Origin of the sequence: Phycicoccus flavus (assembly GCF_004025965.2) — a bacterium.
Taxonomy (GTDB): Bacteria; Actinomycetota; Actinomycetes; order Actinomycetales; family Dermatophilaceae; genus Phycicoccus; species Phycicoccus flavus.
The window spans coordinates 187,357-209,301 of sequence record NZ_SAYU02000001.1 but is presented as its reverse complement, the minus strand read 5'-3'; the positions used below and the strand labels follow the sequence as shown (position 1 = coordinate 209,301).

The 21,945-nt window shown below is 72.8% G+C and carries 28 protein-coding genes and 1 tRNA gene; 14 read left to right on the top strand and 15 right to left on the bottom strand.

What is annotated here, in order from left to right; translation table 11 throughout:
- The first annotated feature begins 34 nt into the window (after positions 1–34).
- The 3 genes from pstC (at position 35) to pstB (ending at position 2,947) form a co-directional block, all read left to right on the top strand.
- A complete protein-coding gene (pstC, locus tag EPD83_RS00980; RefSeq protein WP_128364965.1) occupies positions 35–979 on the top strand; it encodes a phosphate ABC transporter permease subunit PstC in 945 nt (314 codons plus the stop codon).
- A complete protein-coding gene (pstA, locus tag EPD83_RS00975) occupies positions 979–2,100 on the top strand; it encodes a phosphate ABC transporter permease PstA (RefSeq protein WP_128364967.1) in 1,122 nt (373 codons plus the stop codon). The genes pstC and pstA overlap by 1 nt, the downstream gene beginning before the upstream one ends.
- Before the next feature lie 67 nt (positions 2,101–2,167).
- Positions 2,168–2,947, top strand: a complete 780-nt coding sequence (gene pstB, locus EPD83_RS00970; RefSeq protein WP_128364968.1) for a phosphate ABC transporter ATP-binding protein PstB — start codon at positions 2,168–2,170, stop codon at positions 2,945–2,947.
- A 129-nt stretch (positions 2,948–3,076) separates the two neighbouring features.
- On the opposite strand, the gene EPD83_RS00965 is transcribed toward pstB, so the two are convergent.
- From EPD83_RS00965 to EPD83_RS00950, 4 genes are all read right to left on the bottom strand, one after another.
- Positions 3,077–4,072 (bottom strand): inorganic phosphate transporter, encoded by a 996-nt coding sequence (locus EPD83_RS00965; protein ID WP_322095760.1) that lies wholly within the window; start codon positions 4,070–4,072, stop codon positions 3,077–3,079.
- 6 nt (positions 4,073–4,078) lie between these two features.
- Entirely contained in the window at positions 4,079–4,702 is a 624-nt protein-coding gene (locus EPD83_RS00960; RefSeq protein ID WP_128364970.1) for a DUF47 domain-containing protein, read from the bottom strand.
- Between the two features lie 203 nt (positions 4,703–4,905).
- Positions 4,906–5,097 carry a hypothetical protein gene (locus EPD83_RS00955; protein WP_128364972.1) on the bottom strand — a complete coding sequence of 64 codons (192 nt, stop codon included), beginning with the start codon at positions 5,095–5,097 and terminating at the stop codon, positions 4,906–4,908.
- 321 nt (positions 5,098–5,418) lie between these two features.
- Positions 5,419–6,066 carry a hypothetical protein gene (locus EPD83_RS00950; protein ID WP_128364973.1) on the bottom strand — a complete coding sequence of 216 codons (648 nt, stop codon included), beginning with the start codon at positions 6,064–6,066 and terminating at the stop codon, positions 5,419–5,421.
- A gap of 163 nt (positions 6,067–6,229) precedes the next feature.
- On the opposite strand from EPD83_RS00950, the gene EPD83_RS00945 reads away from it, so the two are divergent.
- From EPD83_RS00945 to EPD83_RS00930, 4 genes are all read left to right on the top strand, one after another.
- Positions 6,230–7,435 carry a YihY/virulence factor BrkB family protein gene (locus EPD83_RS00945; RefSeq protein WP_205859359.1) on the top strand — a complete coding sequence of 402 codons (1,206 nt, stop codon included), beginning with the start codon at positions 6,230–6,232 and terminating at the stop codon, positions 7,433–7,435.
- 120 nt (positions 7,436–7,555) lie between these two features.
- Positions 7,556–8,770: a serine/threonine-protein kinase gene (locus EPD83_RS00940; RefSeq protein WP_235950273.1), complete on the top strand. Its 1,215-nt coding sequence runs from the start codon at positions 7,556–7,558 to the stop codon at positions 8,768–8,770.
- A gap of 258 nt (positions 8,771–9,028) precedes the next feature.
- Positions 9,029–9,322, top strand: a complete 294-nt coding sequence (locus EPD83_RS00935; protein ID WP_128364975.1) for a DUF4193 family protein — start codon at positions 9,029–9,031, stop codon at positions 9,320–9,322.
- Between the two features lie 140 nt (positions 9,323–9,462).
- A tRNA-Lys gene (locus EPD83_RS00930) sits at positions 9,463–9,538 on the top strand.
- A gap of 127 nt (positions 9,539–9,665) precedes the next feature.
- Here the strand turns inward: EPD83_RS00930 and EPD83_RS20305 are convergent.
- The 5 genes from EPD83_RS20305 to EPD83_RS20300 form a co-directional block, all read right to left on the bottom strand.
- Entirely contained in the window at positions 9,666–9,851 is a 186-nt protein-coding gene (locus tag EPD83_RS20305) for an anthrone oxygenase family protein (RefSeq protein ID WP_205859358.1), read from the bottom strand.
- A complete protein-coding gene (locus EPD83_RS00920) occupies positions 9,848–10,135 on the bottom strand; it encodes a putative quinol monooxygenase (protein ID WP_128364976.1) in 288 nt (95 codons plus the stop codon). The genes EPD83_RS20305 and EPD83_RS00920 overlap by 4 nt, the downstream gene beginning before the upstream one ends.
- Positions 10,136–10,193: 58 nt before the next feature.
- Positions 10,194–10,502, bottom strand: a complete 309-nt coding sequence (locus EPD83_RS00915; RefSeq protein ID WP_205859357.1) for a putative quinol monooxygenase — start codon at positions 10,500–10,502, stop codon at positions 10,194–10,196.
- The gene (locus tag EPD83_RS00910) at positions 10,495–10,737 is read right to left on the bottom strand and encodes a hypothetical protein (RefSeq protein WP_128364978.1); all 243 of its coding nucleotides are present in this window, start codon (positions 10,735–10,737) and stop codon (positions 10,495–10,497) included. The genes EPD83_RS00915 and EPD83_RS00910 overlap by 8 nt, the downstream gene beginning before the upstream one ends.
- Before the next feature lie 147 nt (positions 10,738–10,884).
- The gene (locus tag EPD83_RS20300) at positions 10,885–11,088 is read right to left on the bottom strand and encodes a response regulator transcription factor (protein WP_205859356.1); all 204 of its coding nucleotides are present in this window, start codon (positions 11,086–11,088) and stop codon (positions 10,885–10,887) included.
- A 233-nt stretch (positions 11,089–11,321) separates the two neighbouring features.
- Here EPD83_RS20300 and EPD83_RS00900 point away from each other — a divergent pair, with 233 nt between their 5' ends.
- From EPD83_RS00900 to EPD83_RS00885, 4 genes are all read left to right on the top strand, one after another.
- Positions 11,322–11,642 carry a nucleotidyltransferase family protein gene (locus tag EPD83_RS00900; RefSeq protein ID WP_128364982.1) on the top strand — a complete coding sequence of 107 codons (321 nt, stop codon included), beginning with the start codon at positions 11,322–11,324 and terminating at the stop codon, positions 11,640–11,642.
- A 186-nt stretch (positions 11,643–11,828) separates the two neighbouring features.
- The gene (locus EPD83_RS21015) at positions 11,829–11,957 is read left to right on the top strand and encodes a HepT-like ribonuclease domain-containing protein (RefSeq protein WP_164896028.1); all 129 of its coding nucleotides are present in this window, start codon (positions 11,829–11,831) and stop codon (positions 11,955–11,957) included.
- A gap of 714 nt (positions 11,958–12,671) precedes the next feature.
- Positions 12,672–12,965, top strand: coding sequence for an ArsR/SmtB family transcription factor (locus tag EPD83_RS00890; protein ID WP_235950272.1), 294 nt, complete (start codon positions 12,672–12,674; stop codon positions 12,963–12,965).
- Positions 12,966–13,030: 65 nt separating this feature from the next.
- Positions 13,031–13,186 carry a hypothetical protein gene (locus EPD83_RS00885; RefSeq protein WP_164896030.1) on the top strand — a complete coding sequence of 52 codons (156 nt, stop codon included), beginning with the start codon at positions 13,031–13,033 and terminating at the stop codon, positions 13,184–13,186.
- A gap of 27 nt (positions 13,187–13,213) precedes the next feature.
- On the opposite strand, the gene EPD83_RS00880 is transcribed toward EPD83_RS00885, so the two are convergent.
- The 6 genes from EPD83_RS00880 to EPD83_RS00855 form a co-directional block, all read right to left on the bottom strand.
- The gene (locus EPD83_RS00880; RefSeq protein ID WP_128364986.1) at positions 13,214–13,483 is read right to left on the bottom strand and encodes a hypothetical protein; all 270 of its coding nucleotides are present in this window, start codon (positions 13,481–13,483) and stop codon (positions 13,214–13,216) included.
- Between the two features lie 287 nt (positions 13,484–13,770).
- Positions 13,771–14,085: a hypothetical protein gene (locus tag EPD83_RS00875; protein ID WP_128364988.1), complete on the bottom strand. Its 315-nt coding sequence runs from the start codon at positions 14,083–14,085 to the stop codon at positions 13,771–13,773.
- 151 nt (positions 14,086–14,236) lie between these two features.
- A complete protein-coding gene (locus EPD83_RS00870; RefSeq protein ID WP_128364990.1) occupies positions 14,237–15,130 on the bottom strand; it encodes a carbohydrate ABC transporter permease in 894 nt (297 codons plus the stop codon).
- A complete protein-coding gene (locus EPD83_RS00865; protein ID WP_128364991.1) occupies positions 15,127–16,083 on the bottom strand; it encodes a carbohydrate ABC transporter permease in 957 nt (318 codons plus the stop codon). The genes EPD83_RS00870 and EPD83_RS00865 overlap by 4 nt, the downstream gene beginning before the upstream one ends.
- Before the next feature lie 7 nt (positions 16,084–16,090).
- Positions 16,091–17,398: an ABC transporter substrate-binding protein gene (locus EPD83_RS00860; protein WP_128364993.1), complete on the bottom strand. Its 1,308-nt coding sequence runs from the start codon at positions 17,396–17,398 to the stop codon at positions 16,091–16,093.
- Between the two features lie 168 nt (positions 17,399–17,566).
- The gene (locus EPD83_RS00855) at positions 17,567–18,589 is read right to left on the bottom strand and encodes an NADP-dependent oxidoreductase (RefSeq protein WP_235950271.1); all 1,023 of its coding nucleotides are present in this window, start codon (positions 18,587–18,589) and stop codon (positions 17,567–17,569) included.
- 300 nt (positions 18,590–18,889) lie between these two features.
- On the opposite strand from EPD83_RS00855, the gene EPD83_RS00850 reads away from it, so the two are divergent.
- The 3 genes from EPD83_RS00850 to EPD83_RS00840 are packed head-to-tail and all read left to right on the top strand — an operon-like array spanning position 18,890 to position 21,912.
- Positions 18,890–19,468 (top strand): TMEM165/GDT1 family protein, encoded by a 579-nt coding sequence (locus EPD83_RS00850; protein WP_128364996.1) that lies wholly within the window; start codon positions 18,890–18,892, stop codon positions 19,466–19,468.
- Between the two features lie 57 nt (positions 19,469–19,525).
- A complete protein-coding gene (locus EPD83_RS00845; RefSeq protein ID WP_128364998.1) occupies positions 19,526–21,052 on the top strand; it encodes a S10 family peptidase in 1,527 nt (508 codons plus the stop codon).
- Positions 21,053–21,087: 35 nt separating this feature from the next.
- Positions 21,088–21,912, top strand: coding sequence for a transglutaminase-like domain-containing protein (locus EPD83_RS00840; protein WP_164896032.1), 825 nt, complete (start codon positions 21,088–21,090; stop codon positions 21,910–21,912).
- Positions 21,913–21,945 lie beyond the last annotated feature (33 nt).

Sequence of the window (21,945 nt, the reverse complement as noted above, 5' to 3'; positions counted from 1 at the left end):
CGACGGTCCCGGTCCCCACCCCAAGGAGAGGCCCGTGAGCACCACCTCGGCCGACCGCCCGACGACCCGCGAGACCCCCCGCTACGGCGACCGCGTCTTCGCCGGGCTGGCGACCGGCGCCGGCGTCCTCATCCTCGTGGTCCTGGCCGGGGTCGCCGGGTTCCTCCTCTGGCAGGCGCTGCCGGCGCTCACCGCGGCCCCCGAGGACGTCCGCGGCGGTGAGGGGCTGTTCTCCTACATCTACCCGCTGGCGTTCGGCACGATCCTCACGGCGCTCATCGCGCTCGTCATCGCGACGCCGCTGTCGGTGGGCATCGCCTTATTCATCACCCACTACGCGCCCCGGCGGATCGCGCTGGCACTCGGCTACGTCGTCGACCTGCTCGCCGCCGTGCCGAGCATCATCTACGGCCTCTGGGGGGTCTACGTCGTCGCGCCGGCGTCGGTGCCGGTCGCCACCTGGCTCTCGCAGTGGCTCGGCTTCCTGCCCTTCTTCGGGCCGGACCCGAGCGCGTCCGGCCGCACGACGCTCGTCGTCGGTGTCGTCCTCGCCATCATGATCCTGCCGGTGATGACCGCCGTGAACCGCGAGGTCTTCCTCCAGACGCCGACGCTGCACGAGGAGGCGTCCCTGGCCCTCGGCGCCACCCGCTGGGAGATGATCCGGATGGCCGTCATCCCCTTCGGCCGCTCGGGCGTCATCTCTGGCGCGATGCTCGGCCTCGGCCGCGCGCTCGGCGAGACGATGGCCGTCGCGATCATCCTGTCCGTCGCCGCCGGGGTGCACCTCGACATCATCGGCACCGCCAACTCCGGCACCATCGCCGCCGACATCGCCCTGCAGTTCCCCGAGTCCAGCGGGCTGGACGTCAACACCCTCGTCGCGTCCGGCCTCGTGCTGTTCTTCATCACCCTCCTCGTCAACATGGCCGCGCGGTGGATCATCGCCCGCCGGGCCGAGTTCTCCGGAGCCAACTGATGCCCGACATCGACCTCGACGTCCCGGACCAGCGCGAGACGCAGTCCCCGAGGCCGTCCCGCCCCGACCGGTCGCCGGTGGCCGACACGCCCCTGCTGCGCCCCAACCTCCCGCGGTACGCCGCGCCCGCGATGCTCGTCGTCGCCTTCGCCATCGTGCTCGCCCTCGGCCTCACGGTCTGGTCGACCAACCCCGTGGCGCTGCTGCTCGAGACCGCGGTGCTCTTCGGCGCGGCGATCTTCACCGCCAGCGCGCTCGTCGAGGGGCGTCGCAACGCGGTCGACCGCCTCGTCACCGTCGTCGTCACGACGTTCTTCCTGCTCGCGCTGCTGCCGCTCGTCTCCGTCCTCGTCGAGGTCGTCTCCGACGGCTACAAGCGCTTCGACCTGCAGTTCTTCACGTACTCGATGCGCGGCGTGGTCGGCGAGGGCGGCGGCGCCTACGCGGCGATCATGGGGACGCTCATCATCACCGCGGTGACCACCGTCGTCTCGGTCCCCATCGGCATCCTCACCGCCGTCTACCTCGTCGAGTACAGCCGCGAAAGCCGCCTGGGCAAGGTGCTGACCTTCTTCGTCGACGTGATGACCGGCATCCCCTCGATCGTCGCCGGCCTCTTCGCCGTCGCGCTCTTCGTGCTCTTCCTCGGCCCCGGCGCCCGGGCCGGCGTCATCGGCGCCGTCGCGCTGAGCGTCCTGATGATCCCCGTCGTCGTCCGCTCGACCGAGGAGATGCTGCGCCTGGTCCCCAACGAGCTGCGCGAGGCCTCCTACGCCCTCGGGGTGTCGCGCTGGCGGACCATCGTCAAGGTCGTGCTGCGGACCTCCGTCGCGGGCATCGTCACCGGCGTCACGCTGGCCGTCGCCCGGATCATCGGCGAGACCGCGCCGCTGCTCGTCACCGTCGGCACGACGACCTCCTCGAACCTGAACCCGTTCTCGGGCCGCATGGCGACGCTGCCGGTCTTCTCCTACTACGAGTACGCGCAGCCGGGCATCCCGCGCGAGCCGTACCTCGACCGCGCCTGGGCCGCCGCGCTGACGCTCATCATCATCGTCATGGCCCTCAACCTCATCGCCCGCCTCGTCAGCCGCCTCTTCGCGCCGAAGACCGGCCGCTGACCGGCCGCGGCCCAGCACCACCCCCCGAGCCCCCGAGCCCCCGAGCCCCCGAAGGACCAGGAACCCCGTGGCCAAGCGCATCGACGTCAAGGACCTCGACATCTACTACGGCGACTTCCTCGCCGTGAAGGGCGTCAACATGGTCATCGAGCCCCGCGCCGTGACCGCCCTCATCGGCCCGTCCGGCTGCGGCAAGTCGACGTTCCTGCGGACCCTCAACCGGATGCACGAGGTCATCCCCGGCGCGCGTGTCTCGGGCGAGGTCCGGGTCGACGACCAGGACCTCTACGCGCCGGGCGTCGACCCGGTGGGCGTGCGGCGGCGGGTCGGCATGGTCTTCCAGCGGCCGAACCCGTTCCCGACGATGTCGATCTACGACAACGTCGTCGCCGGGGTGAAGCTCAACAGCACCCGGATGAAGAAGTCGGAGATGGACGACCTCGTCGAGGGCTCGCTCAAGGGCGCGAACCTGTGGAAGGAGGTCAAGGACCGGCTCGACAAGCCGGGGTCCGGCCTCTCCGGCGGGCAGCAGCAGCGGCTGTGCATCGCCCGGACGATCGCCGTCAAGCCCGACGTCGTCCTCATGGACGAGCCGTGCTCGGCGCTGGACCCGATCTCGACCCTCGCCATCGAGGACCTCATCAACGAGCTGAAGTCGGACTACACGATCGTCATCGTCACCCACAACATGCAGCAGGCGGCCCGCGTCTCGGACATGACCGGGTTCTTCAACCTCAAGGCCACCGGCGAGCCCGGGCACCTCGTCGAGTACGACGACACCCAGAAGATCTTCAGCAACCCCGGCCAGAAGGCCACCGAGGACTACATCTCCGGCCGCTTCGGCTGATCCGGATCTGCCGTCGGCGGGCCGTCCCCGGTCGAGGGGTCGCGACGCGCTGCACCCGGGGGCGCCGGTACCGCGCGTCACGACCCCTCGGCGCGCAGGATCGCCCCGCCCCGGTCGACCCCGACGGGGTCAGGTCAGCGGCAGCAGCAGCAGCGACACCAGCGCCGCGAGCAGCCCGGCGCCGGGGAAGGTCAGCACCCAGGCCAGCAGGATCGAGTGGACGACACCCCAGCGCACCGACTTGGGCGAGCCGGCGACGCCCGCACCGGTGACGGCGGCGGTGACGGTGTGCGTCGTCGAGATCGGGGCGCCGGTGGCGGTCGCGAGGTAGAGGACGGAGGCCGCGGTCGTCTCGGCGGCGAAGCCCTGGGCGGCGTCGACGGGGACGATCCGCCGGCCCAGGGTCCGCACGATCCGCCAGCCGCCCGCGTAGGTCCCGGCGGCCAGGACGACCGCGGCGACGCCGATGACCCACCAGGGCACGGAGGTGTCGTCGGCCGCCTGGTGCCCGCCGGCGACGAGGGCCAGCGCGACGACGCCGGCGGTCTTCGGCGCGTCCTGCATCCCGTGCCCGAAGGCCATGGCCGCCGCGGACACGGTCTGCGCGTAGCGGAAGCCGCGCGTCGTCCGGCTCGGGGACGAGCGGCGGAAGAGCCAGTAGGCGGCGAGGACGAGCAGGAAGCCGCCCGCGAGCCCGACCACGGGCGAGACCACGCTCGGCACCGCGACCGAGTCGCGGATCGAGGTCCACTTCACCGTGCCCCCGGCGGTGAGCGCCGCGCCGCCGAGGCCGCCGATGAGGGCGTGCGTCGACGACGAGGGCATCCCTCGCCACCAGGTGAGGAGGTTCCAGGCCGTCGCGCCGACCAGGGCGCCGATGCACAGGACGAACCCGCGGCCGCCGGTCGGCACGGCGACGATGTCGCTGCCCACCGTCTCCGCCACCCGCATCCCGGCGAAGGCGCCGACGAGGTTCATCACCGCCGCGAGCAGCAGCGCGATCCGCGGCGTGAGCGCCCGGGTCGACACCGAGGTGGCGATGGCGTTCGCGGCGTCGTGGAAGCCGTTGGTGTAGGTGAAGCCCATGGCCAGCACGACGACCAGGGCGGTGGTCCACCACTCCACGACGGGTCAGGACTCCCGGACCGAGATCGCCTCGACCTTGAGGGCCACCTGCTCGATCCCGGCCGCGGCGGCCGCGAGCGCGGCGAGGACGTCTTTGAGCTTGAGGATGGTGAGCACGTCCGGCTTCTTGGCGTCGAAGAGCTCGGCGAGCATCTTGCGGTTCTGCTTGCCGACCCGGTTCTCCAGCCGGGTGATCTCGACCCAGTAGCCGTCCAGGTCCTTCATCGTGCGCAGCCGGGGCATGGCCTCGGCGGTGACATCGGCCATCCGGCCCAGGTGCTCGACCTGCTTGACGACGCGCGGCGGCACCTCGTCGATGCGGTAGAGGACGAGCAGGTCGACGGCGGTGCCGACGAGGTCGACGCACTGGTGGAGCAGGACGGCCAGGCCGTGCATGTCCGAGCGGTCGAAAGGGGTGACGAAGGAGCCGTTGACGCGGCGGACGACCTCGTGGGTCACGTCGTCGGAGGCGGACTCGATGTCGCGCATGCGGGCCAGGACGGCCTGCCGCTCGGCGGTGTCCGCGCCGAGCAGCGAGGTGAGCGCGGAGGTCCCCTCGACGAGCTGGCGCGCGGAGGCGGTGAACAGCTCGAAGAACGAGGGGTCCTGCGGGGTGAGGCGAAAGCCCACGTGGTGGTCTCCGGATCGTGCGTCCTGGGGGCGAACGTGGTCCAGCGTAGGGCCCGCACGGAGGGGCTGCGGTCCGGGCAGCCGGCCGGCGGCGCACGGCGGGGTCAGCAGCCCGTCGGCACCCCGGTGACCTGCGACGACGCCCGCGCCGGGGGGTCCGCACGACCCGGTGCCTCGGCTCGGGAGCAGCCGGGGCCGGTCGCTCAGCCGGTGGGGCCGGACGTCCCGCCCGACCCGGGCACCGCGGCGTCGTCGTCGGGGTCGACCCCGAGCACCTCGTCGATGCTGTCCTGGGTCATCGGCCCGTCGTTCTGCGCGGCCGCGAGGACCAGGGCGCCGACGAGGTCGATCTCGCGCTGGAGCTCGACATCGGTGAGCGACGGGTCCCCTGTCATCCCGCAACGGTACGGGCCGCCGGACGGTCGCGGTCGGTTGTCCACAGGCCAATCCGGGCCCCCCGGCGTGCCGTGGGCGGCGTGCCGACGCCGACGACCGGCTCGCGAGGTGGGTCCCGGACGGGCGGCGCAGAGCGCGGCCTGCCGTCGACGGGAGGGGGTGATGCGGGTGCCGGACCGGGAGCGCCTCACGGCGCGTGGCCGCTCGTAGCGGCTGATGTTGGGACCCGGGGCTGCCGCGGTCCGGCACCCACAGAAGACCCTAACGCCTCCACCCGCCGTAGGTGTTCCCGACGGCCGACCGGGCGGGCTCGAGGCGGCTCAGTCGAGGTCGCCGGAGCGCCACAGGCCGGCGCAGACCCGCAGGTCCTCGCCGGTGGCGAGGAGGGCGGCCGCCGTCCGGGTGAGGTCGCTGGCCCCGTCCGGGTCCGCCTCGTCGCGGTCGTTGGCCAGCTCGGCGCGGCCGGCGGCGATGACCGCGCAGAACGCCGACGCCCGCTCGAGCGCGACGGCGAGGTCGCCGTCGAAGACGCCGGCGAGGATCCGGTCGGCCACCCGCTGCAGCTCCTCGGGCTCGGGCGGCTCGGGGATGCCGGCGATGGCGTGCGCGACGTCGGTGAAGCGGATGCCGGCGGCGTACTCGCGGCTGGCCTCCTCCGGGCTGCGGCGCACCCATTCTCGCAGGGCGTAGAGGCGCCACAGCGCGCCGGGCAGGCTGCGGGCCGGGCGGGCGGACCACAGGTCGGCGACGGTCGACAGCCCGAGGTCGTCGACCAGCGCGACGAGCCGCGAGGTCACCTCGGGGTCGTGGGCGGAGCGGCCGGCGCCGACGAGGATCGCCGCCGTCTGGTGGGCGACCTCCGTCGTCTCCGCGGGACCGGGCAGCGTGCCGCCGTGCGCCTCCAGCTGCTCGGGGCCGAAGTGCATGGGGCGCCGCGGCGTCGGCCGGCGTCCTCCGTCACTCGTCATCCGGCCAGTGTGTCAGGCGGGACGGCGCAGGGCCCACAGGACCACCGACCTGCACGGATGCGCTCGTGGCGGCTAGGTTGGACGGCGCCACCCAGGCCCCGCCGAGCCCGACGGGACCCGGCCCGACACCCGGCGAGCGCCGCGTCCGCACCAGGAGGACCCGATGGCCCAGGAGGGATCGGCCGCGCAGCGCGCCGCCACCGCTCCCGCCCCCGACAGCCCGATCAAGGCCGAGGGTCCGGACGACGTCACCCGGCGGGGTTGGAAGCTGACGTTCAAGTACGCCGTCAGCGAGTTCCAGCGCGACCAGTGCACCGACCTCGCCGCCGCCCTCACGTACTACTCGGTGCTGTCGGTCGCGCCGGGGCTGCTGGCGCTGGTGTCGGTCCTGGGCGTCGTCGGTCGGGGCCCGGCCATCGTCGACGAGATGCTCTCGATGCTCAGGCGGCTGGGCCAGGCCGACGTGGCCAAGCAGCTGGAGGGCCCGCTGGAGGGCATGGTGAACTCGCAGGCCGCCGGGTTCACGCTCGTCATCGGCCTCGCGACCGCGCTGTTCTCGGCCTCCGGCTACGTCGGTGCCTTCGGGCGCGCGATGAACCGCATCTACGGCATCGACGAGGGCCGGCCCATCTGGAAGCTGCGGCCGGTCAACATCCTCGTCACGCTCGGGCTCGTCGTCATGGCCGCCGTCGTGCTCGTCGGCCTGGTGGTCAGCGGTCCGCTCGTCGACACCATCGGCAACACCATCGGGCTGGGCCAGCAGGCCCAGACGGTGTGGAACGTCGGCAAGTGGCCGGTCATCCTCGTCGTCGTCATGGCGATGGTCGCCGTCCTCTACTACGTCACCCCGAACGTGCGCCAGCCCGGGTTCCGCTGGGTCTCCCCCGGCGCCGCCCTCGCCATCCTCACCTGGATTCTCGCGTCGGTCGGGTTCGGCTTCTACGTCGGCACCTTCGGCAAGTACGACACGACCTACGGCTCGCTCGGCGGCATCATCGTCTTCCTCCTCTGGCTCTGGCTGACGAACATCGCCCTGCTGCTCGGCGCCGAGCTCGACACCGAGCTGGAGCGGGTGCGCGAGCTCGAGGCCGGCATGCGGGCCGAGAAGCACCTCCAGCTGCCGCCGCGGGACACGCGGCAGTCGGACAAGGCCAAGGAGAAGCTCGAGGAGCAGATCGAGGAGAGCCGCGCCATCCGGCGGGCCGCGGTGTCCGACACCGGGTCCGGCGGCCGTCGGGGCGGGGGCCGGCACCGCGCGGACGGGCGTGCGGCCGACGCGTCGGCACGGGCGTCGGCGGGTATCTCAGGGCGTGCCGTCGACCTGGAGCCGCTGCCCTCCGAGGAGGCCCGCGTTCGCGGTCTGCCCTGATCCGCGGGCGCTGGTCCGACACCGATGTCGACCGTTCGACACGTCCTTTGACAAACCCTTAACGTTGCAGGTCATCCCGGCGCTCGCTACAGTCTCCCGTGTGATGGACGGAACGCGCCGGTGAACCGGCTCGAGCACGGCTTCCGCCTCGGCGGTCGCTACTCGCTGGAGCGCCGCGTCGCGTCGGGGGGCATGGGCGATGTGTGGGAGGCGACGGACGACGTCCTCGCCCGGACGGTGGCCGTGAAGGTCATGCGGCCGACCATCGACGGCGAGCCCGTCTTCGCGCAGCGCTTCCGCGACGAGGCGCTGTACACGGCCAACCTCAGCCACCCGAACATCGCGACGGTCTACGACTACGGCGAGGAGGACGTGCTCGCCTACCTCGTCATGGAGCTCGTGCCCGGCGAGCCGCTGTCCGCGCTCGTCCAGCGCGAGGGCCGGCTCGACTCCGCCCGGGTGCGGTCCATCATGGGGCAGGCCGCCCTGGCCCTCGGCGCCGCGCACGAGGCCGGCGTCGTCCACCGCGACGTCAAGCCGGCGAACATCCTCGTCCAGCCCGACGGCACGGTGAAGCTCACCGACTTCGGCATCGCCCGGGCCGTGGAGGGCTCCGGCCAGACCCTCACCGGTGAGATCGTCGGCACCCCGCACTACCTCTCCCCCGAGCAGGCGCTCGGTGAGCCCGCCACCGGCGCGTCCGATCTGTATGCCCTCGGCATCGTCGCCCACGAGATGCTCACCGGCCACCGGCCCTTCGACAAGAACACCCCCGTCGCCACGGCACTGGCCCAGGTCAACGACCCGCCGCCGCCGCTCCCCGACGACGTGCCCAGCGAGCTGCGGGCGCTGGTGGAGCAGTGCCTCGCGAAGTCGCCCGCGGCCCGTCCGCACAGCGCCCGCGAACTCGGGGAGCGGCTGGGCGAGGGGTCGGGCAGCGCGTCGGGCCTGGACGACCTGCTCGCCTCCGAGGTCACCGGCGACGCGCTGGCGGTCGAGGACGCCATCGGCGCCGGCCGGGCGGACGACGCGGTCGGGGGCGGCGTCGACGTCGGCCCGGCCACCGAGGCCGCGGCGGGTGCCGAGATCGGCAAGCGCGTCCTCGAGCGGCTCGGCGGCGGCTACGACGCCCGGCACGCGGCCGGCGGTCCGGCCGAGGCGGTCGCCGACGAGCCCGGCCCGGTCGAGTCCGCGCTCTACAGCGACCCCACGCCCACACCGGTCGCCCTGTCGCTGCGCGGCCCGAACCCGATGCGCGTGCACTGGGCGTGGATCCCCGCGACCGGCGTCCTGGCCATCGTCGCCATGGCCCTGACCTTCGGCTTCCTGCGCTGAACCCTGCCCCTCCCATCCAGGAGGGCGACGGCGCCGAACTCACAGCGTTCTCCCAGGCTGCGATGGGCACACCCACCGGGTCCCGGGCGTTCACTGAGCAGAGACGAGGACGCCATGACCTCCCGGCCACGACCAGTCGTCCCAGGGTTTGACACACTTCAGACAAAGCTTTGACAAACGGCGTCTGACCTGGACATACTCTGACCACCCGGGGGTCTAGCAGACGGCCCCTCTCCCTCGCACACGGAAGGTGCAGACATGGCTACTGACTACGACGCTCCCCGGGTCCGCGACGGTGAAGAGGAGAAGAGCGACGCGTTCGTCGAGCTCGACGCCGCCCGTTCCCGCACCTCGGTCGACCTCCTCGAGGAGGACACCGACCCCGCCGACGGCCACACGCTCCCCGGCGCCGACCTCTCCGACCTCTCCCTCGAGGTCCGGGTCGTCCCCCAGCAGCTCGACGAGTTCGCGTGCATCGGCTGCTTCCTGCTGGTGCACCGCTCGCAGGAGTCCAAGCCGGGCACGAGCCTCTGTCTCGACTGCGCGGCCTGAGCACACCCTGCTCCGCCTGACGGGCGGGGCGCCGACCACCCCCTCCGGGTCGGCGCCCCGCCCGTCGCCATGTGAGGGGCGTCCGCTTGGTGCGACATACTGGCCCGCGGCGCGATCCCGGCCCTCGTCGGCGGTCGCCCGGGCCTCTAGCTCAATCGGTAGAGCTGCGGACTTTTAATCCGTAGGTTGTGGGTTCGAGCCCCACGGGGCCCACCAAACATTCCGTGTCGCAACGACTTCGGAATGGCTCTGCGCCGTGTTCGTGGCCTTTGCCCTGCCGTCGACCTCAGACCACCGGCCGGAGTCGACGCCAGGACGCTCGACCCATCGCCCGGTACCTGGCTCATCCGGATGTGGTGACGGCGAGGACGGCGCCGGGCGCCATCGCGGTGCGGACAAGGTAAGCGGCCGTCCAGGGTCGCTCGAAGGCCGCCCGCACGGCCGACTCGTCGCCCGCCGCGGCCAGGGTGTCGTTGAGCGGCACGTTGACGGCGCCGGTGATCCCGAGGCAGAGCAGGGGCGCCGTCACATCAGGGGTCGCTCGTCGGCGACGTCGTACTCGCGCACGTCGCCGCCGCGGATGTCGGTGGCCTGCTCCCCTTCCGGTCCGTCGCCGCGGAAGGCCTCGACCGCCTCGCGCGAGCGCCAGCGCTCCAGGACGACGATACGGCCCGGCTCGAGCAGGTCGGCGCTCATCGAGAACTCCAGGCAGCCGTCGTCCGCCCGTCCCTGGCGCACGACGTCGGCACTGCGCTCGAGGTAGTCGGCGCGACGGTCGGGGTCGACCTCGAGGTGGCCGCAGACGATGATCATGTGGGTCTCCTGTCGTGGCTGTCGTGCAGGGTCGGGTTCAGGGCCAGGGCAGGGCCGTTCACGGGAACAGCGGACCGCCGTCGACGGCGTCGTAGCGGGCCATCGTCAGGTCGCGCATCGCGACGCCCGGGTCGGGGGCGTCCGCCCGGGCGCGCCACGCCTCCAACGCGCCGGCGTCCCGCCACACCTCGACGTTGTCGATCCGTTCGGGGTCGACCGAGTCGGCGGTGATGGCGACGTGGATGCAGCCGTCGGCGTCGCGGGCGCGGGTGACCATGTCGGCGAAGGCGGCGACGACCTCGTCCCGCTGCTCGGCGTCGACCCGGTAGTGACCGGCGATGACGACCATCGGCTCCCGGTCAGCCATGGGAGGCCCCTGCGGCGCTCTGCTCGGCCAGCCGTTGAAGCGACGCCGGGATCCGTCCGGCGCCGAAGTCGTAGAAGCGGGCCCAGGTCGGACGGATGACGATGCGCACCTGCTGGTCGTACATGGCGCGCGGCGTGCCGTCGCGGCCGGTGCAGGCCTGGTGCGCGAAGGTGCGCTCGAGGATCTCTTGGGCGCCGGGCTCGGCCAGCTCGGCCTCGATCTCAGTCTGGTTCACGCTGCCCTCCTCGGTTCGGGTGCACCACCAGCCTCCCCGGACTCGGCCGGTGCCACAAGGGCCGGCTGCACCGGCCCGCGGCCCGGCATGCACCCGAATCCGTGCACTCTGCATGGTCACGCCGCCCGTGCGCGTGCAGCGTCGTGCTCAGCCGCGTCGACCTGGCTGGATCCAGCCTGCCTCGGAGTCGATCCGGATGGCGTCGACCCGGTTGCGGGCGTCGAGCTTCGTGGTGGCGGACGCGAGGTAGTTGCGGACGGTGCCTTGGGACAGGTGCAGCTGCGAGGCGATTGCCTTGGCGTCGCTGCCCACGGCGTAGCAGGTCAGCACCTCGGCCTCCCGCTCGCTCAAGGGGTTGGCCGGGGCCCGCAGGGCTTGGGCGGCCAGCTCGGAGTCGATGACCTGCTCGCCGGCTGCGACGCGCCGGATCGCGTCGACGAGCTCGTGCGGTGGGCGGTCCTTGAGCAGGAAGCCCCTGGCGCCGGCGTCCAGGGCGCGGCGCCGGGGGCAGCTGCCGAGCCGATCGTTGCGGCCCTCGTGGCCAGCGCGGCACGCCGACGCGGCGCGGGCTCTGCCCTTGACGCATGGACGCCGTGACCAGCCGGAGCGTCGCTCTGCGCTCGGCGATCACCCGCCACCGAGGCGAGGTAGACGAGGTCCTGGGGCGCTACGCCGCTACCGACGCGCGACTGGTCGGATCCGTGGCCCGAGGGGACGCCGGTCAAGCCGGCGACCTCGACCTCCTTGTCGACCTCGTGCCCGAAGCGGGCAGCCCGCTGTTGCGCGTCTCGGGAATTGCCGAGGAGCTGAGCGCACTGCTCGGGGCCGAGGTCGACGTCGTGGCGGTCTCTCTCCTGCGCAAGGAGGTCTCGGCCAGCGCCCTGGCGGACGCGGTGGCCGTGTGAGCCGGTCGGACCGCGAGCGGTTCGAGGACATCCTGCACGCCATCGAGCGCTGCCAGGACTACGCACCGCACCTGACCTCGGGTGACTTCACCGCCATGGCCTGTGACGCGGTGCTGCGCAACCTCGCCGTCATCGGCGAGGCCGTCCGCGCTCTGCCCGGGGAGACACGATCCTGCATGCCAGGGCGTGCCTCGGGCGTCCATCGCTGGTCTGCGCAACGTCGTGGTCCACGAGTACTCCCGTGTCGAACCGCGGCTCGTCCTGGACATCGTCGAGTACCAGCTCGCCGACCTCGCCGCCGCCCTCCGCACCTGAGCGACGCGCACCCGGCCCCATGCGGTGCAGTGGTGGTGCAGTCGCAGGGCGTCTCATGGCGTCTCAACGACGTGGGCTGGGCGCGGATGCGCAGGTCGAGCGGCCGGCTGAGCCTGCCTGCCACAGGGGTGCTGTGACTTCTGAAACCGTCGGCACCAGCATCACGTGTCTGGCCGGCATCGATGACCACTCCCGGTACGCGGTCAGCGCTGCCCTGACACCCCGGAACACGGGTGTGACGCGTTCGAGGCCGCGCTGACCCGGCACGGGGTGCCTGAGCAGGTCTTCACCGGCCGGTTCGACCACCCCCGACCGAGGTCCTCTCCGACCGGATCTGCCGGGCCACCGGGATCGACATCACCAGGGACGCGACCACGCACCTGTCGCCCGAGGCCGGCGGTCAGCACCAGTGCCTCGATGAGCACTTGGCCTCGTCACGCGCAGGCGCAGGGTGCGCTTCGAGATGTGAGCGAGGGCGTCCGCGGTGTTGACGATGAGCCGCTCGCGCGCCACGTCCGGCCGGAGGAACCAGCCCTGCGGCGCGAGTCGGCGGTGGCCGGGGGCACCTCGATCCCGTGCCGCCAGCGATCGTGACCCGGCTGTGCCGCATGCGCGAGGGGTTGACCTCTCGCCCTTACTTCGATAGTTTGCGAACTATCGAATCAACAGTCGGAGGTGCCACGACGGATGGATGCGACCAGCCCCGTGGGAGGCGTGCAGAGCCAGGACGCCGTCGACGGCGTCTCGGCGGCGTTCAAGGCGCTCGCCGACCCCGCCCGTGTCCGTCTGTTCGCCGCGGTCCTCGCGGCCGACGGTCCGATCTGCGTCTGCGACCTGTCCTCCGGGCTCACGCTCAGCGCGCCGGCCATCTCGCACCACCTGAAGGTCCTGCGTGAGGCGCAGCTGGTCGAGAGCCGGCGACGAGGCACGTGGATCTACTACTCCCTCGGCCGCGGAGCGCGAGCGGTCCACCTCGCGCGGTCGCTGCCCCATCTGTTGGCGGCGTGACCCGTCGAGAACCACCTCCACCCACCCGAGGGCAGCACGCCCCCACCAATCCGAGAGGACCACCCGTGAAGACCCTCCTCGCGCGACTCCGCGCACGTCTGGCCGCCGTCGACACCGGGAACGACTTCGTCGACAGCTGCTGCCACCGCGTCGGTGGCCGGATGCGGGCCGGGTCACCCGCCCAGCACCCCGGCGACCCCATCGACCCACCGACGACCTGAGCAAGCCGGGGTGGCATCGGCGCGGTGTCACCGCCGGGGTGCCGGCTCGGCGCCGTGGTCCAACATCTCCGCGAGCCGAGCGACGGCGAAGTTCTCCACCGGCGCGGCGTCCAGGACGAGGATGTCGGCGCGACCGACGGTGCCGCGCCGGGGCGGACGGCCGCCGACGTCGACAACGCTCGTCGCGAAGACGTCCTCGCCCGGAGCGGCTGCACCGGCCTGCTGGTGTCTACAGGAGCTCGGGAGGGCCCGTTGTCCCGGTTCGCCCGGCTCGTCGCGGCGTCGAGGCTGCGACATGGTCGCGCCACGAGAGCAGGGCGTCATCCGCGCGAGCCGCCCACGCCGAGACCCGGGGCCTCGGTCCGATCGCGGACCGTGTCATGCGCGTCATCCGGCCCCTGCCCGAGGATTGCGCGGTCGCCACGGTCCGGCTCAGCCGGCCACGGCCCGGTCGAGGTCTGCCGGGCAGACACGGGCCGGTGCGAGACGCGGCGCAGACGGGAGAGTCTGGCAGAAGGGGCCGGACTACCTCCGGGCCCGGTCGATGGCCCGCCGGCCGACCGGGACGGGCCGGCGGGTCGTCGTCACTCGATGGTCCAGCCGCCCTGACACGGGTCGTCGATCGCCGCGACCTCGGTGCCGTCCGGACGCGTCGCCGTGATGCGCCACCCGTCGGCGCAGCCGTCGCGGTTCGTTGCGATGCGGATCTGGACCCTCGCGTTGTCCGGGGGCTCCTCGGCGATGACGGAGCCCTCGGCCTCGTTGACGACCCGGACCGGTGCGCCGCTGTGGTTGGCGATGACGAGGCCCTTGGGCGTGCAGGCGGCCAGCGAGAGGACGGCCAGCAGGACGGGGGCGATCAGGCGGGCTGCCCGGGCCCTGCCGATGCAGACGGCCACGTCGACCACCCCTTCCCGGATCGGCGACCGGGGCCGACGTCGGCCCCACCGACGTCCCATGCTGCGCCGCCGGCGGCACGGGTGGGAGCCGAACGGGTTGCGATCCGGTCTCAGCTCGTCCGGTATCGGCCGGGCCGGTGACGACGCGCGGTCAGCGGATGCCGCTGCGGGCGAAGCCCTCGACGAACCAGCGCTGCGCCACGAGGAACAGCACGACCATCGGCAGCACGCTGACGAGCGCGAACGCCATCGTCCCGCCGTAGTCCGACCCCAGCTGTCCCTGGAGGTAGAGCAGGCCGATCGGCAGCGTGTAGAGCGCGTTGTCCTGGAGCGCGACCAGCGGCCAGGCGAAGTCGTTCCAGGACTGGAGCAGGCTCATGAAGAACAGCACCGCGAGCAGGGGCCGGCACAGCGGCAGGACGATGCGCCAGAAGATGCGGGCGTGGCCGGCGCCGTCGATGCGGGCGGCGTCGATGATGTCGCGCGGCACGGCGAGGACGAACTGCCGGGCGAGGAACGCCCCGAACCCCGTCGCCGCGGTGGGCAGGATGACGGCCCAGTAGCTGCCGAACAGCCCCATGGACGTCACGAGCCGGAAGAGCGGCACCATGATCACCTGCAGCGGGATCATGAGGCTGGCCACGGTGAGCAGGAACAGCGCCGTCGACCCCGGGAAGCGCAGCTGCGCGAAGGCGTACCCGGCGAGCATGCTCACCGCCACCGACAGCAGCGACACGACGAGGGCGATGGCGATCGAGTTCCCGACCCACTGCCACACCGGGAACGCGTCGAGGATGCGCCGGAAGTTGTCCAGCGTCAGCTCGCCCGGCCACAACTTGAGCGACCCGCCGAGCAGCTGCGACCGGCTCGTGAACGCGACGACGACCATCCAGTAGAGCGGGAACAGCGTGACGAGAGCGACGACGACCGCCGCCACGAGCCGCACCGGCAGCCAGCGGTCGCGCCGCTGCCGCCGCGACGCCGCGGGGGGCGTCGCCGTGGCGTCGGCGACCGGGGTGGCCGGGGCCGTCGGGGTGGCACTCATCCGACGAGGTCCCGGGTCCGGCTGGTCCGCCAGCGCAGCCAGGTGAAGGCCAGGCTGACGACGAGCAGCACGACACCGATGGTCGCCGCGTAGCCCTGGTCGCGGACAACGAAGCCGTTGTCGTAGGCGTAGGTGACGAGCACCGTCGTCGCGTTCCGCGGACCGCCTCCGGTGAGGACGAAGACGATGTCGAACACCTGGAAGGAGTAGATGACGTTCATGATGACGAGGAAGAACGTCGACGGCCCGAGCATGGGGACGATGACGTACCGGTAGCGCTGCCACACGGTGGCACCGTCGAGCGTGGCGGCCTCGATGAGCTCGCGGCTGATGCCCTGGAGCCCGGCGAGGTAGATGAGCATGTTGAAGCCGGTGCGCCACCACAGCGTCACGAGGACGACGCTGACGAACGCCGCGGTGCCGTTGGACTGCCAGTCGACCTGAGGCAGACCGAGCGCACCGAGCATTGAGTCGGCGAAGCCGCTGTTCTGGTCGAAGACGAGCACGCCGATGAGCGCGGTCGCGACCCCCGACACCGCCATGGGCAGGATGAGGATCGAGCGGAACAGCCCCCGCGCCGGCAGCACCGAGTTGAGCAGGACGGCCGCGCCGAGCCCCAGCGCCATCGACCCCGGCGTGACGACGAGCGTGAAGAGCACGGTGTTGAGCGAGGCCCGCCAGAACACCGGGTCGCCGAACAGCCGGGCGTAGTTGTCGAACCCGATCCACGTGCCCTCGCCGAACCCGTTGGTCCGCTGAAGGCTGAGGGCCAGCGCCCCGGCCAGCGGGACGAACACGAACACGCCGAGCAGCAGCGCGCTCGGGGCGAGGAAGCCGTACCCGGCCAGCGCCTCGCGGACCGCGCCGGGGCGGCGGGTCCGGAGGCGCTGCGGCGGCTCGGCCGGGCCGGTGTCCCCGGCCCGGTCGCGCGGCTCGGTGGCCGTCGTCGTCACCTCGGGCTCACTGCGCCACGGCCGCGCCGATGCCGTCCTGGAGGCCCTTCACCGTGTCCTCGACGCTCCGGCCGCCGATGAAGGCCTCCTCGAGCTGGTCCTTGAGGACGGTGATGATGTTCGACATCGAGGGCGAGGCCACCTGGCCGGAGTCCTGCGGCAGGACGGCGCCGGCCTGGGCGACGAAGACCGGCGACAGCTCGGGACGGACGTCGAAGTCGATGCCGGACTCGACGAGGTCCTTGCGGGTCGGCAGGAGGGAGGCGCCCGCGCAGAAGGCGCGCATCTGCTCCTCCTGGGTGACGTGGTCGAAGAACTTCGCGACGAGCTCGGGGTCCTTCGCGGCCTTCGTGGCGACGAGCGCGTTGCCGCCGAAGTCACCGGCGCAACGGACGTCCTTGGGCGGGAAGGTGACGTTCCAGTCGAAGTCCAGGGTGTCGGTGGCGTCCGGGATGATGAACGCGCCGGCCCAGTCGATGGCGCAGGTCTGCGAGTACCAGATGTCCTGCGCGTAGGTCGAGGACTTCACCGAGCTGTTCGGCGGCACGAGGTTCTTGCGGAAGAAGCCCTGGGTGAACTCGACCGCCTTGCGCCCGGCGTCGGAGTCGATGGCCGCGCTCTTGAGGTCCTCGGAGAGGAACCGGCCGTCGGCCTCGAACAGCCAGCTGAGCCAGCGGGTCACGCCGTTGCCCTGCCAGTTGTAGGCGAACGGCCACGTCTTCTTGGGCATCGAGCCGCGCAGCTCGACGGCCATGGCCTCGAACTCCTCCCACGTCCACGCGTCCTCGATGGTCTTCGGGATGTCGCGGATGCCGGCCTTGTCGAGCATCTCCGTGTTGTAGAGGATCACCGAGGTGTCGGTGTGGTGCGGCACCCCGAACGGCTTCTGGCCGTTCTGCACCGCGGCCCAGGCCTGCGGGGTGAACCGGTCGGAGAACCCGTCGGGCAGGTGCGTGGACAGGTCGAGCAGCTGGCCGCGGCCGGCGTAGCTGCCGAAGGTGTAGTAGGGCACGCGGAAGACGTCCGGCGGGTTGCCGGCCTGCAGCTGGGCGTCGATGGTCGTGAACATCTGCTCGTACGGCACCGAGTTGAGCTTGACGGTGACGCCCTCGTTGGCCTTCTCGAACGAGGCGATGGCGTCCCGGAAGCCCTTGAGCTCGGAGTCGGTGCCCCACGTCGTGAAGGTGATGGTCTTGCTGTCGGACGAGGACCCCGAGTCACCCCCCGAGGTCGAGAAGCCGCCACACGCGCTGAGGGCGAGCGGGGCGGACGCGGCGCCGGCGGCTCCGAGGAGCTGGCGTCGGGTGAGCGGCATGGCGGACCTCCGGGAGGTGGGGACGGCGAAGGGTGACCCGGCACGCTGCTCGACCGTGGACGCTTGACGCTAAGCCAGCCGTGCGGCGCCCGAGACCCCTCGGTCGTCGCGAGCGTACGCCTGTCGAAGGTGGGCCGCATGGCGGTGGCGGGCGACCCTGTGGGCGCCTCAGAGGCGGACGACCATCTTGCCGGTGTTCTCGCCGCGCATGACGCCGAGGAAGGCGTCGACGGCGTGCTCGAACCCGTCGACGGTCGTCTCCCGGAGGGACAGGGACCCATCGGCCAGCCACCCGGCCGCCCGCTGCGCGTACTCGCCCGCGAGGTCGGAGTGGTCACCGACGAGGAAGCCCTCGATCCGGCCGCGGGTCTGGATGAGCCGCGAGAGGTTGCGCGGGCCGGGGGCGGGCTCGGTGTCGTTGTAGACCGAGATCATCCCGCAGACCGCGATCCGGCCGTCGCGCCGCAGCGAGCCGACCGCGGCCTCGAGGTGGTCGCCGCCGACGTTGTCGAAGTACACGTCGACGCCGTCCGGGGCGGCCTCGCGCAGGGACTCCCGGACCGGGCGGTCGCGGTAGGAGAAGGCCGCGTCGAAGCCGAGGTCCTTGGTGAGGTGCCGCACCTTCTCCGGCGACCCGGCACTGCCGACGACGCGCGAGGCGCCGAGGGCCTTGGCGATCTGTCCGACCGCTCCGCCGACGGCCCCGGCGGCGCCGGAGACGAAGACTACGTCGCCCTCGCGCAGGGCGGCGACCCGGGTCAGGCCGGCGTAGGCGGTGAGGCCGGTCATCCCGAGGACGCCGAGGTAGGCCGACGCGGGGGCCGCGTCGACGTCGACCACCCGGGCCTGCGCCGCGTCGAGGACGGCGACCTCGCGCCAGCCGAGCGCGTGGAGGACGTGCTGTCCGACCTCGACGCCGTCGGCGCGGGACTCCTCCACGACGCCGACGGCCCCGCCGGTCATCGCCTCGCCCACGGCGTACGGCTCGGCGTAGGACTTCGCGGCACTCATCCGCCCGCGCATGTACGGGTCCACAGACAGGACGACGTTGCGCACCCGCACCTGCCCGTCGGCGAGGTCCGGGACCTCGCTCCCGGCGAGCTCGAAGTCCTCCGCGGTGGGCCAGCCGGTCGGGCGGGCGGCGAGCCGCCACTCGCGCGGGGCGGACGTGGGCGTCGGGGTGTCGGGCACGGGGGAACCTCCGGGGGTCGGGAGCAGGGACGCGGGAGGGCCAACGACGGCCCGGCGGTGGTCCATACCGCCGGCCCGGACCCGGTTCGCGCCGTCCCGCCCGGATCGCTAGAGTGGCGCCCCGGAAGGGAGTAGTCCCCGATCGCCGTGTCGACACACTGACCCGCGGGTCCGGTGCGGCGGGCCACCCACGGGTGGCGGACGAGACTTTCGGCCAGTGCACGCCCGACCCCGGACGTGCCGGCCGAGACGTCCGTCCATGACGGCCCCTCGTCCGGCACGAGGAAGAGCCCCCACTCCATGTACGCGTTCCTGCTCAGTACCGCCGTCATCTTCGTCGCCGAGCTCGGCGACAAGTCCCAGCTCATGGCCATGACCTTCGCCACCCGCTACCGCGTGCGCGACGTCCTCATCGGCATCACCGCCGCGACGGCGATCGTCCACCTCGCCTCCGTCGCCATCGGCGCCGTCGTCGGCACCGCCTTCGCGCAGTACCAGGACACCATCAGCATCGTCGCCGGTGTCGCCTTCCTCGTCTTCGCCGCGTGGACCCTGCGCGGCGACGAGCTCACCGAGGACGAGGCCGACAAGGCGCGGCGCAGCACCGGCGCCGCCATCCTCGCCGTCGGCGGGGCGTTCTTCCTCGCCGAGCTCGGCGACAAGACGATGCTCGCCACCATCACGCTCGCCACCCAGGAGGGCTGGCTCGGCACCTGGCTCGGCAGCACCGTCGGCATGGTCGCCGCCGACGCCCTGGCCATCGGCGTCGGCGCGGTCCTCGGCCGCAAGCTGCCGGAGAAGGTCATCCGCTACGGCGCCGCCGCCGCCTTCGTCGTCTTCGGGCTCGTCCTCGTCGCCGAGGGACTCGGCCGGCTCTGACCGGCCGGGGACGCGCGGCCGGCGACCCACGGGTCGTCGGCGGTTAGGGTCGGCGCCATGGAGGAGCCGACCGCCGAGACCCCGAGGACGACCCCCGACACCGCGACGCCCCCGCCGTCCGGGGCGACCGCGCCGGGCGCGACGACGGCGCCGGCCCCGCCCACCGACGACCTCGTGACGACGACGCACACCCTCGGTCGGGGGCGCAAGGCGCTGTCCTACACGGCGACGACCGGGCGGGTCGTGCTGCGCGAGGAGGTGCTCGAGGACGGCGTCTTCGCCGGGGTCAAGCCCCGGGCCGAGGTGTTCCTCACCTCCTACGTCGTCGAGCCCTCCGGCGACCGGCCCCGTCCGGTCGTCTTCGCCTTCAACGGCGGGCCCGGGTCGAGCTCGGTCTGGCTGCACCTCGGCCTCCTCGGACCGCGGCGGGTGCTGGCCCGCGACGCCGACGGCGCGCCGCGCCCGCCGCACGGGCTGACCGACAACACCGAGACGCTGCTGGCCGAGGCGGACCTCGTCTTCGTCGACCCCGTCTCGACCGGGTTCTCGCGGGCCGTCGAGGGCGGCCGGCCCGGGGAGTACCACGGGTTCACCGGGGACGTCGAGAGCGTCGCCGAGGTCATCCGGCTGTGGACGACCCGCCACGACCGGTGGCTCTCCCCGAAGTTCCTCGCCGGTGAGTCGTACGGCACGCTGCGGGCCGCGGCCGTCGCCGAGCACCTGCAGACCCGCCGCGGGATGTACCTCGACGGGGTCGTCCTCGTCTCGACCGTGCTCGACCTGGGCTCGATCGGCTCCGAGGAGCCGGAGGACCGCAGCCACGTCGGCTTCCTGCCGACGTACGCCGCCATCGCCCACCACCACGGCCGGCACGGGTCGAGGGCGCTCGCCGACGTGCTCGCCGAGGCCGAGGCGTTCGTCGAGCGCGACTACCCCTGGGCCCTCTCCCGCGGCGACCGCCTGACCCCGCAGGAGCGGTCCGCCGCCGTCGACACCGTCGCCCGGCTCACCGGGCTGAGCCCGGAGTACGTCGACCTGTCCGACCTGCGCGTCGAGCACCTGCACTTCTTCGCCGAGCTGCTGCGCCGCGAGCGCCGTGTCGTCGGCCGGCTCGACGGGCGGTTCTCCGGGCCCGCCGGTAACCCGGTGGCGGAGAAGGCCGACACCGACCCGAGCATGGACGCCATCGCCGGCCCCTACGCCGCCGCGTGGAACCACTACGTGCGTGCCGAGCTCGGCTACGAGAGCGACCTGCCCTACGAGCTGCTGTCGCAAGCCACCCACGAGGCGTGGTCGTACAAGGAGTTCGAGGGACGGTCGGTCGACGTCACCGGCCGCCTGGCGCGGGCCATGCGGGCCAACCCGGACCTGCGGGTCCACGTCGCCTACGGCTGGTACGACGGCGCCACCCCGTACTTCGCCGCCCGCGAGACCTTCGCCCGGATGGGGCTGCCGCCGGAGCTGTCGGCGAACATCGAGCACCACTACTACCCCGCCGGGCACATGATGTACGTCCACGACGAGAGCCGCCGCCGGCAGAGCGCCGACCTCGCCGCGTTCGTCCGCCGCGCGAGCCGCACGTGACGCCGTCGTCGGGTCCGCCGGCCGGTCGGCCGCCGGTGGCCCCCGCCCTGGACCGGGTGGAGGTCGAGGTCGAGATCACCGCTGAGGTGACGACGCCGGGCCGCATCGCGCTCTGCCTCGCCGTGGCCGGCCACCTGGGGGCGCAGGACGCGCTGGTCGCCACGGGGCCCGCCGGGGTGGTGCCGGTCACCCCGGTGGCGCTCTCGCACGGCACCCGCGTGCACCTCGTCGACGTGCCGCTCGGACGGCTGCACGTGCGCTACTCCGGCGTCGTCGGGCGCGGCGGACCGGGCGCCGCCCTCTCCCCCGAGGTCACCGACGCCGACCGGCTCACCTTCGTCCTGCCCAGCCGCTACTGCCCGAGCGACCGGCTGGCCGGGTGGGCCGAGCGCGAGTTCGGCTCGCGGGCCGACGACCGCGTCCGGGCCCTGCGCGCCGCCGAGTGGGTGCACGAGCGCACCGAGTACGTGCCCGGGTCGACCGGACCCGGCGACGACGCGCTCGTCCCGCTGCTCACCGGACGCGGGGTCTGCCGGGACTACGCCCACCTGCTCGTCGCCGTGCTGCGAGCCCTGGAGATCCCGGCCCGCTACGTGTCGGTCTACGCGCCGGGCCTGTCACCGATGGACTCGCACGCCGTCGCGGAGGTCGCGGTCGACGACGCGTGGTGGGTGCTCGACGCCACCCGGCTCGCCCCGCGGCGCTCGATGGTGCGGGCCGGGACCGGACGCGACGCCTGCGACGCCGCGCTCATGACGACCCTCGGCGCCCAGACCGACCTGCCGTCGGTGCGGGTGCTCGCCCTCGCCCAGCCCGACCTCCCGGACGAGGACCCGGGAGAGTGGGTGGCCCTGCGCTGACGACGGGCCCGGGGGGTCTCGCCTCCACCCCGG

Coding starts and splice junctions, on each gene's coding strand:
- EPD83_RS00920 (WP_128364976.1), bottom strand. CDS start 10,135: ATGATCATCGTCTGCGGCCACCTCGAGGTCGACCCCGACCGTCGCGCC.
- EPD83_RS00915 (WP_205859357.1), bottom strand. CDS start 10,502: ATGGCTGACCGGGAGCCGATGGTCGTCATCGCCGGTCACTACCGGGTC.
- EPD83_RS00900 (WP_128364982.1), top strand. CDS start 11,322: ATGGACGCCGTGACCAGCCGGAGCGTCGCTCTGCGCTCGGCGATCACC.
- EPD83_RS00860 (WP_128364993.1), bottom strand. CDS start 17,398: ATGCCGCTCACCCGACGCCAGCTCCTCGGAGCCGCCGGCGCCGCGTCC.
- EPD83_RS00955 (WP_128364972.1), bottom strand. CDS start 5,097: ATGACAGGGGACCCGTCGCTCACCGATGTCGAGCTCCAGCGCGAGATC.
- pstA (WP_128364967.1), top strand. CDS start 979: ATGCCCGACATCGACCTCGACGTCCCGGACCAGCGCGAGACGCAGTCC.
- EPD83_RS00845 (WP_128364998.1), top strand. CDS start 19,526: ATGGAGGAGCCGACCGCCGAGACCCCGAGGACGACCCCCGACACCGCG.
- EPD83_RS00870 (WP_128364990.1), bottom strand. CDS start 15,130: ATGAGTGCCACCCCGACGGCCCCGGCCACCCCGGTCGCCGACGCCACG.
- EPD83_RS00850 (WP_128364996.1), top strand. CDS start 18,890: ATGTACGCGTTCCTGCTCAGTACCGCCGTCATCTTCGTCGCCGAGCTC.
- EPD83_RS00950 (WP_128364973.1), bottom strand. CDS start 6,066: ATGACGAGTGACGGAGGACGCCGGCCGACGCCGCGGCGCCCCATGCAC.
- EPD83_RS00945 (WP_205859359.1), top strand. CDS start 6,230: ATGGCCCAGGAGGGATCGGCCGCGCAGCGCGCCGCCACCGCTCCCGCC.
- EPD83_RS00880 (WP_128364986.1), bottom strand. CDS start 13,483: ATGTCGCAGCCTCGACGCCGCGACGAGCCGGGCGAACCGGGACAACGG.
- EPD83_RS00935 (WP_128364975.1), top strand. CDS start 9,029: ATGGCTACTGACTACGACGCTCCCCGGGTCCGCGACGGTGAAGAGGAG.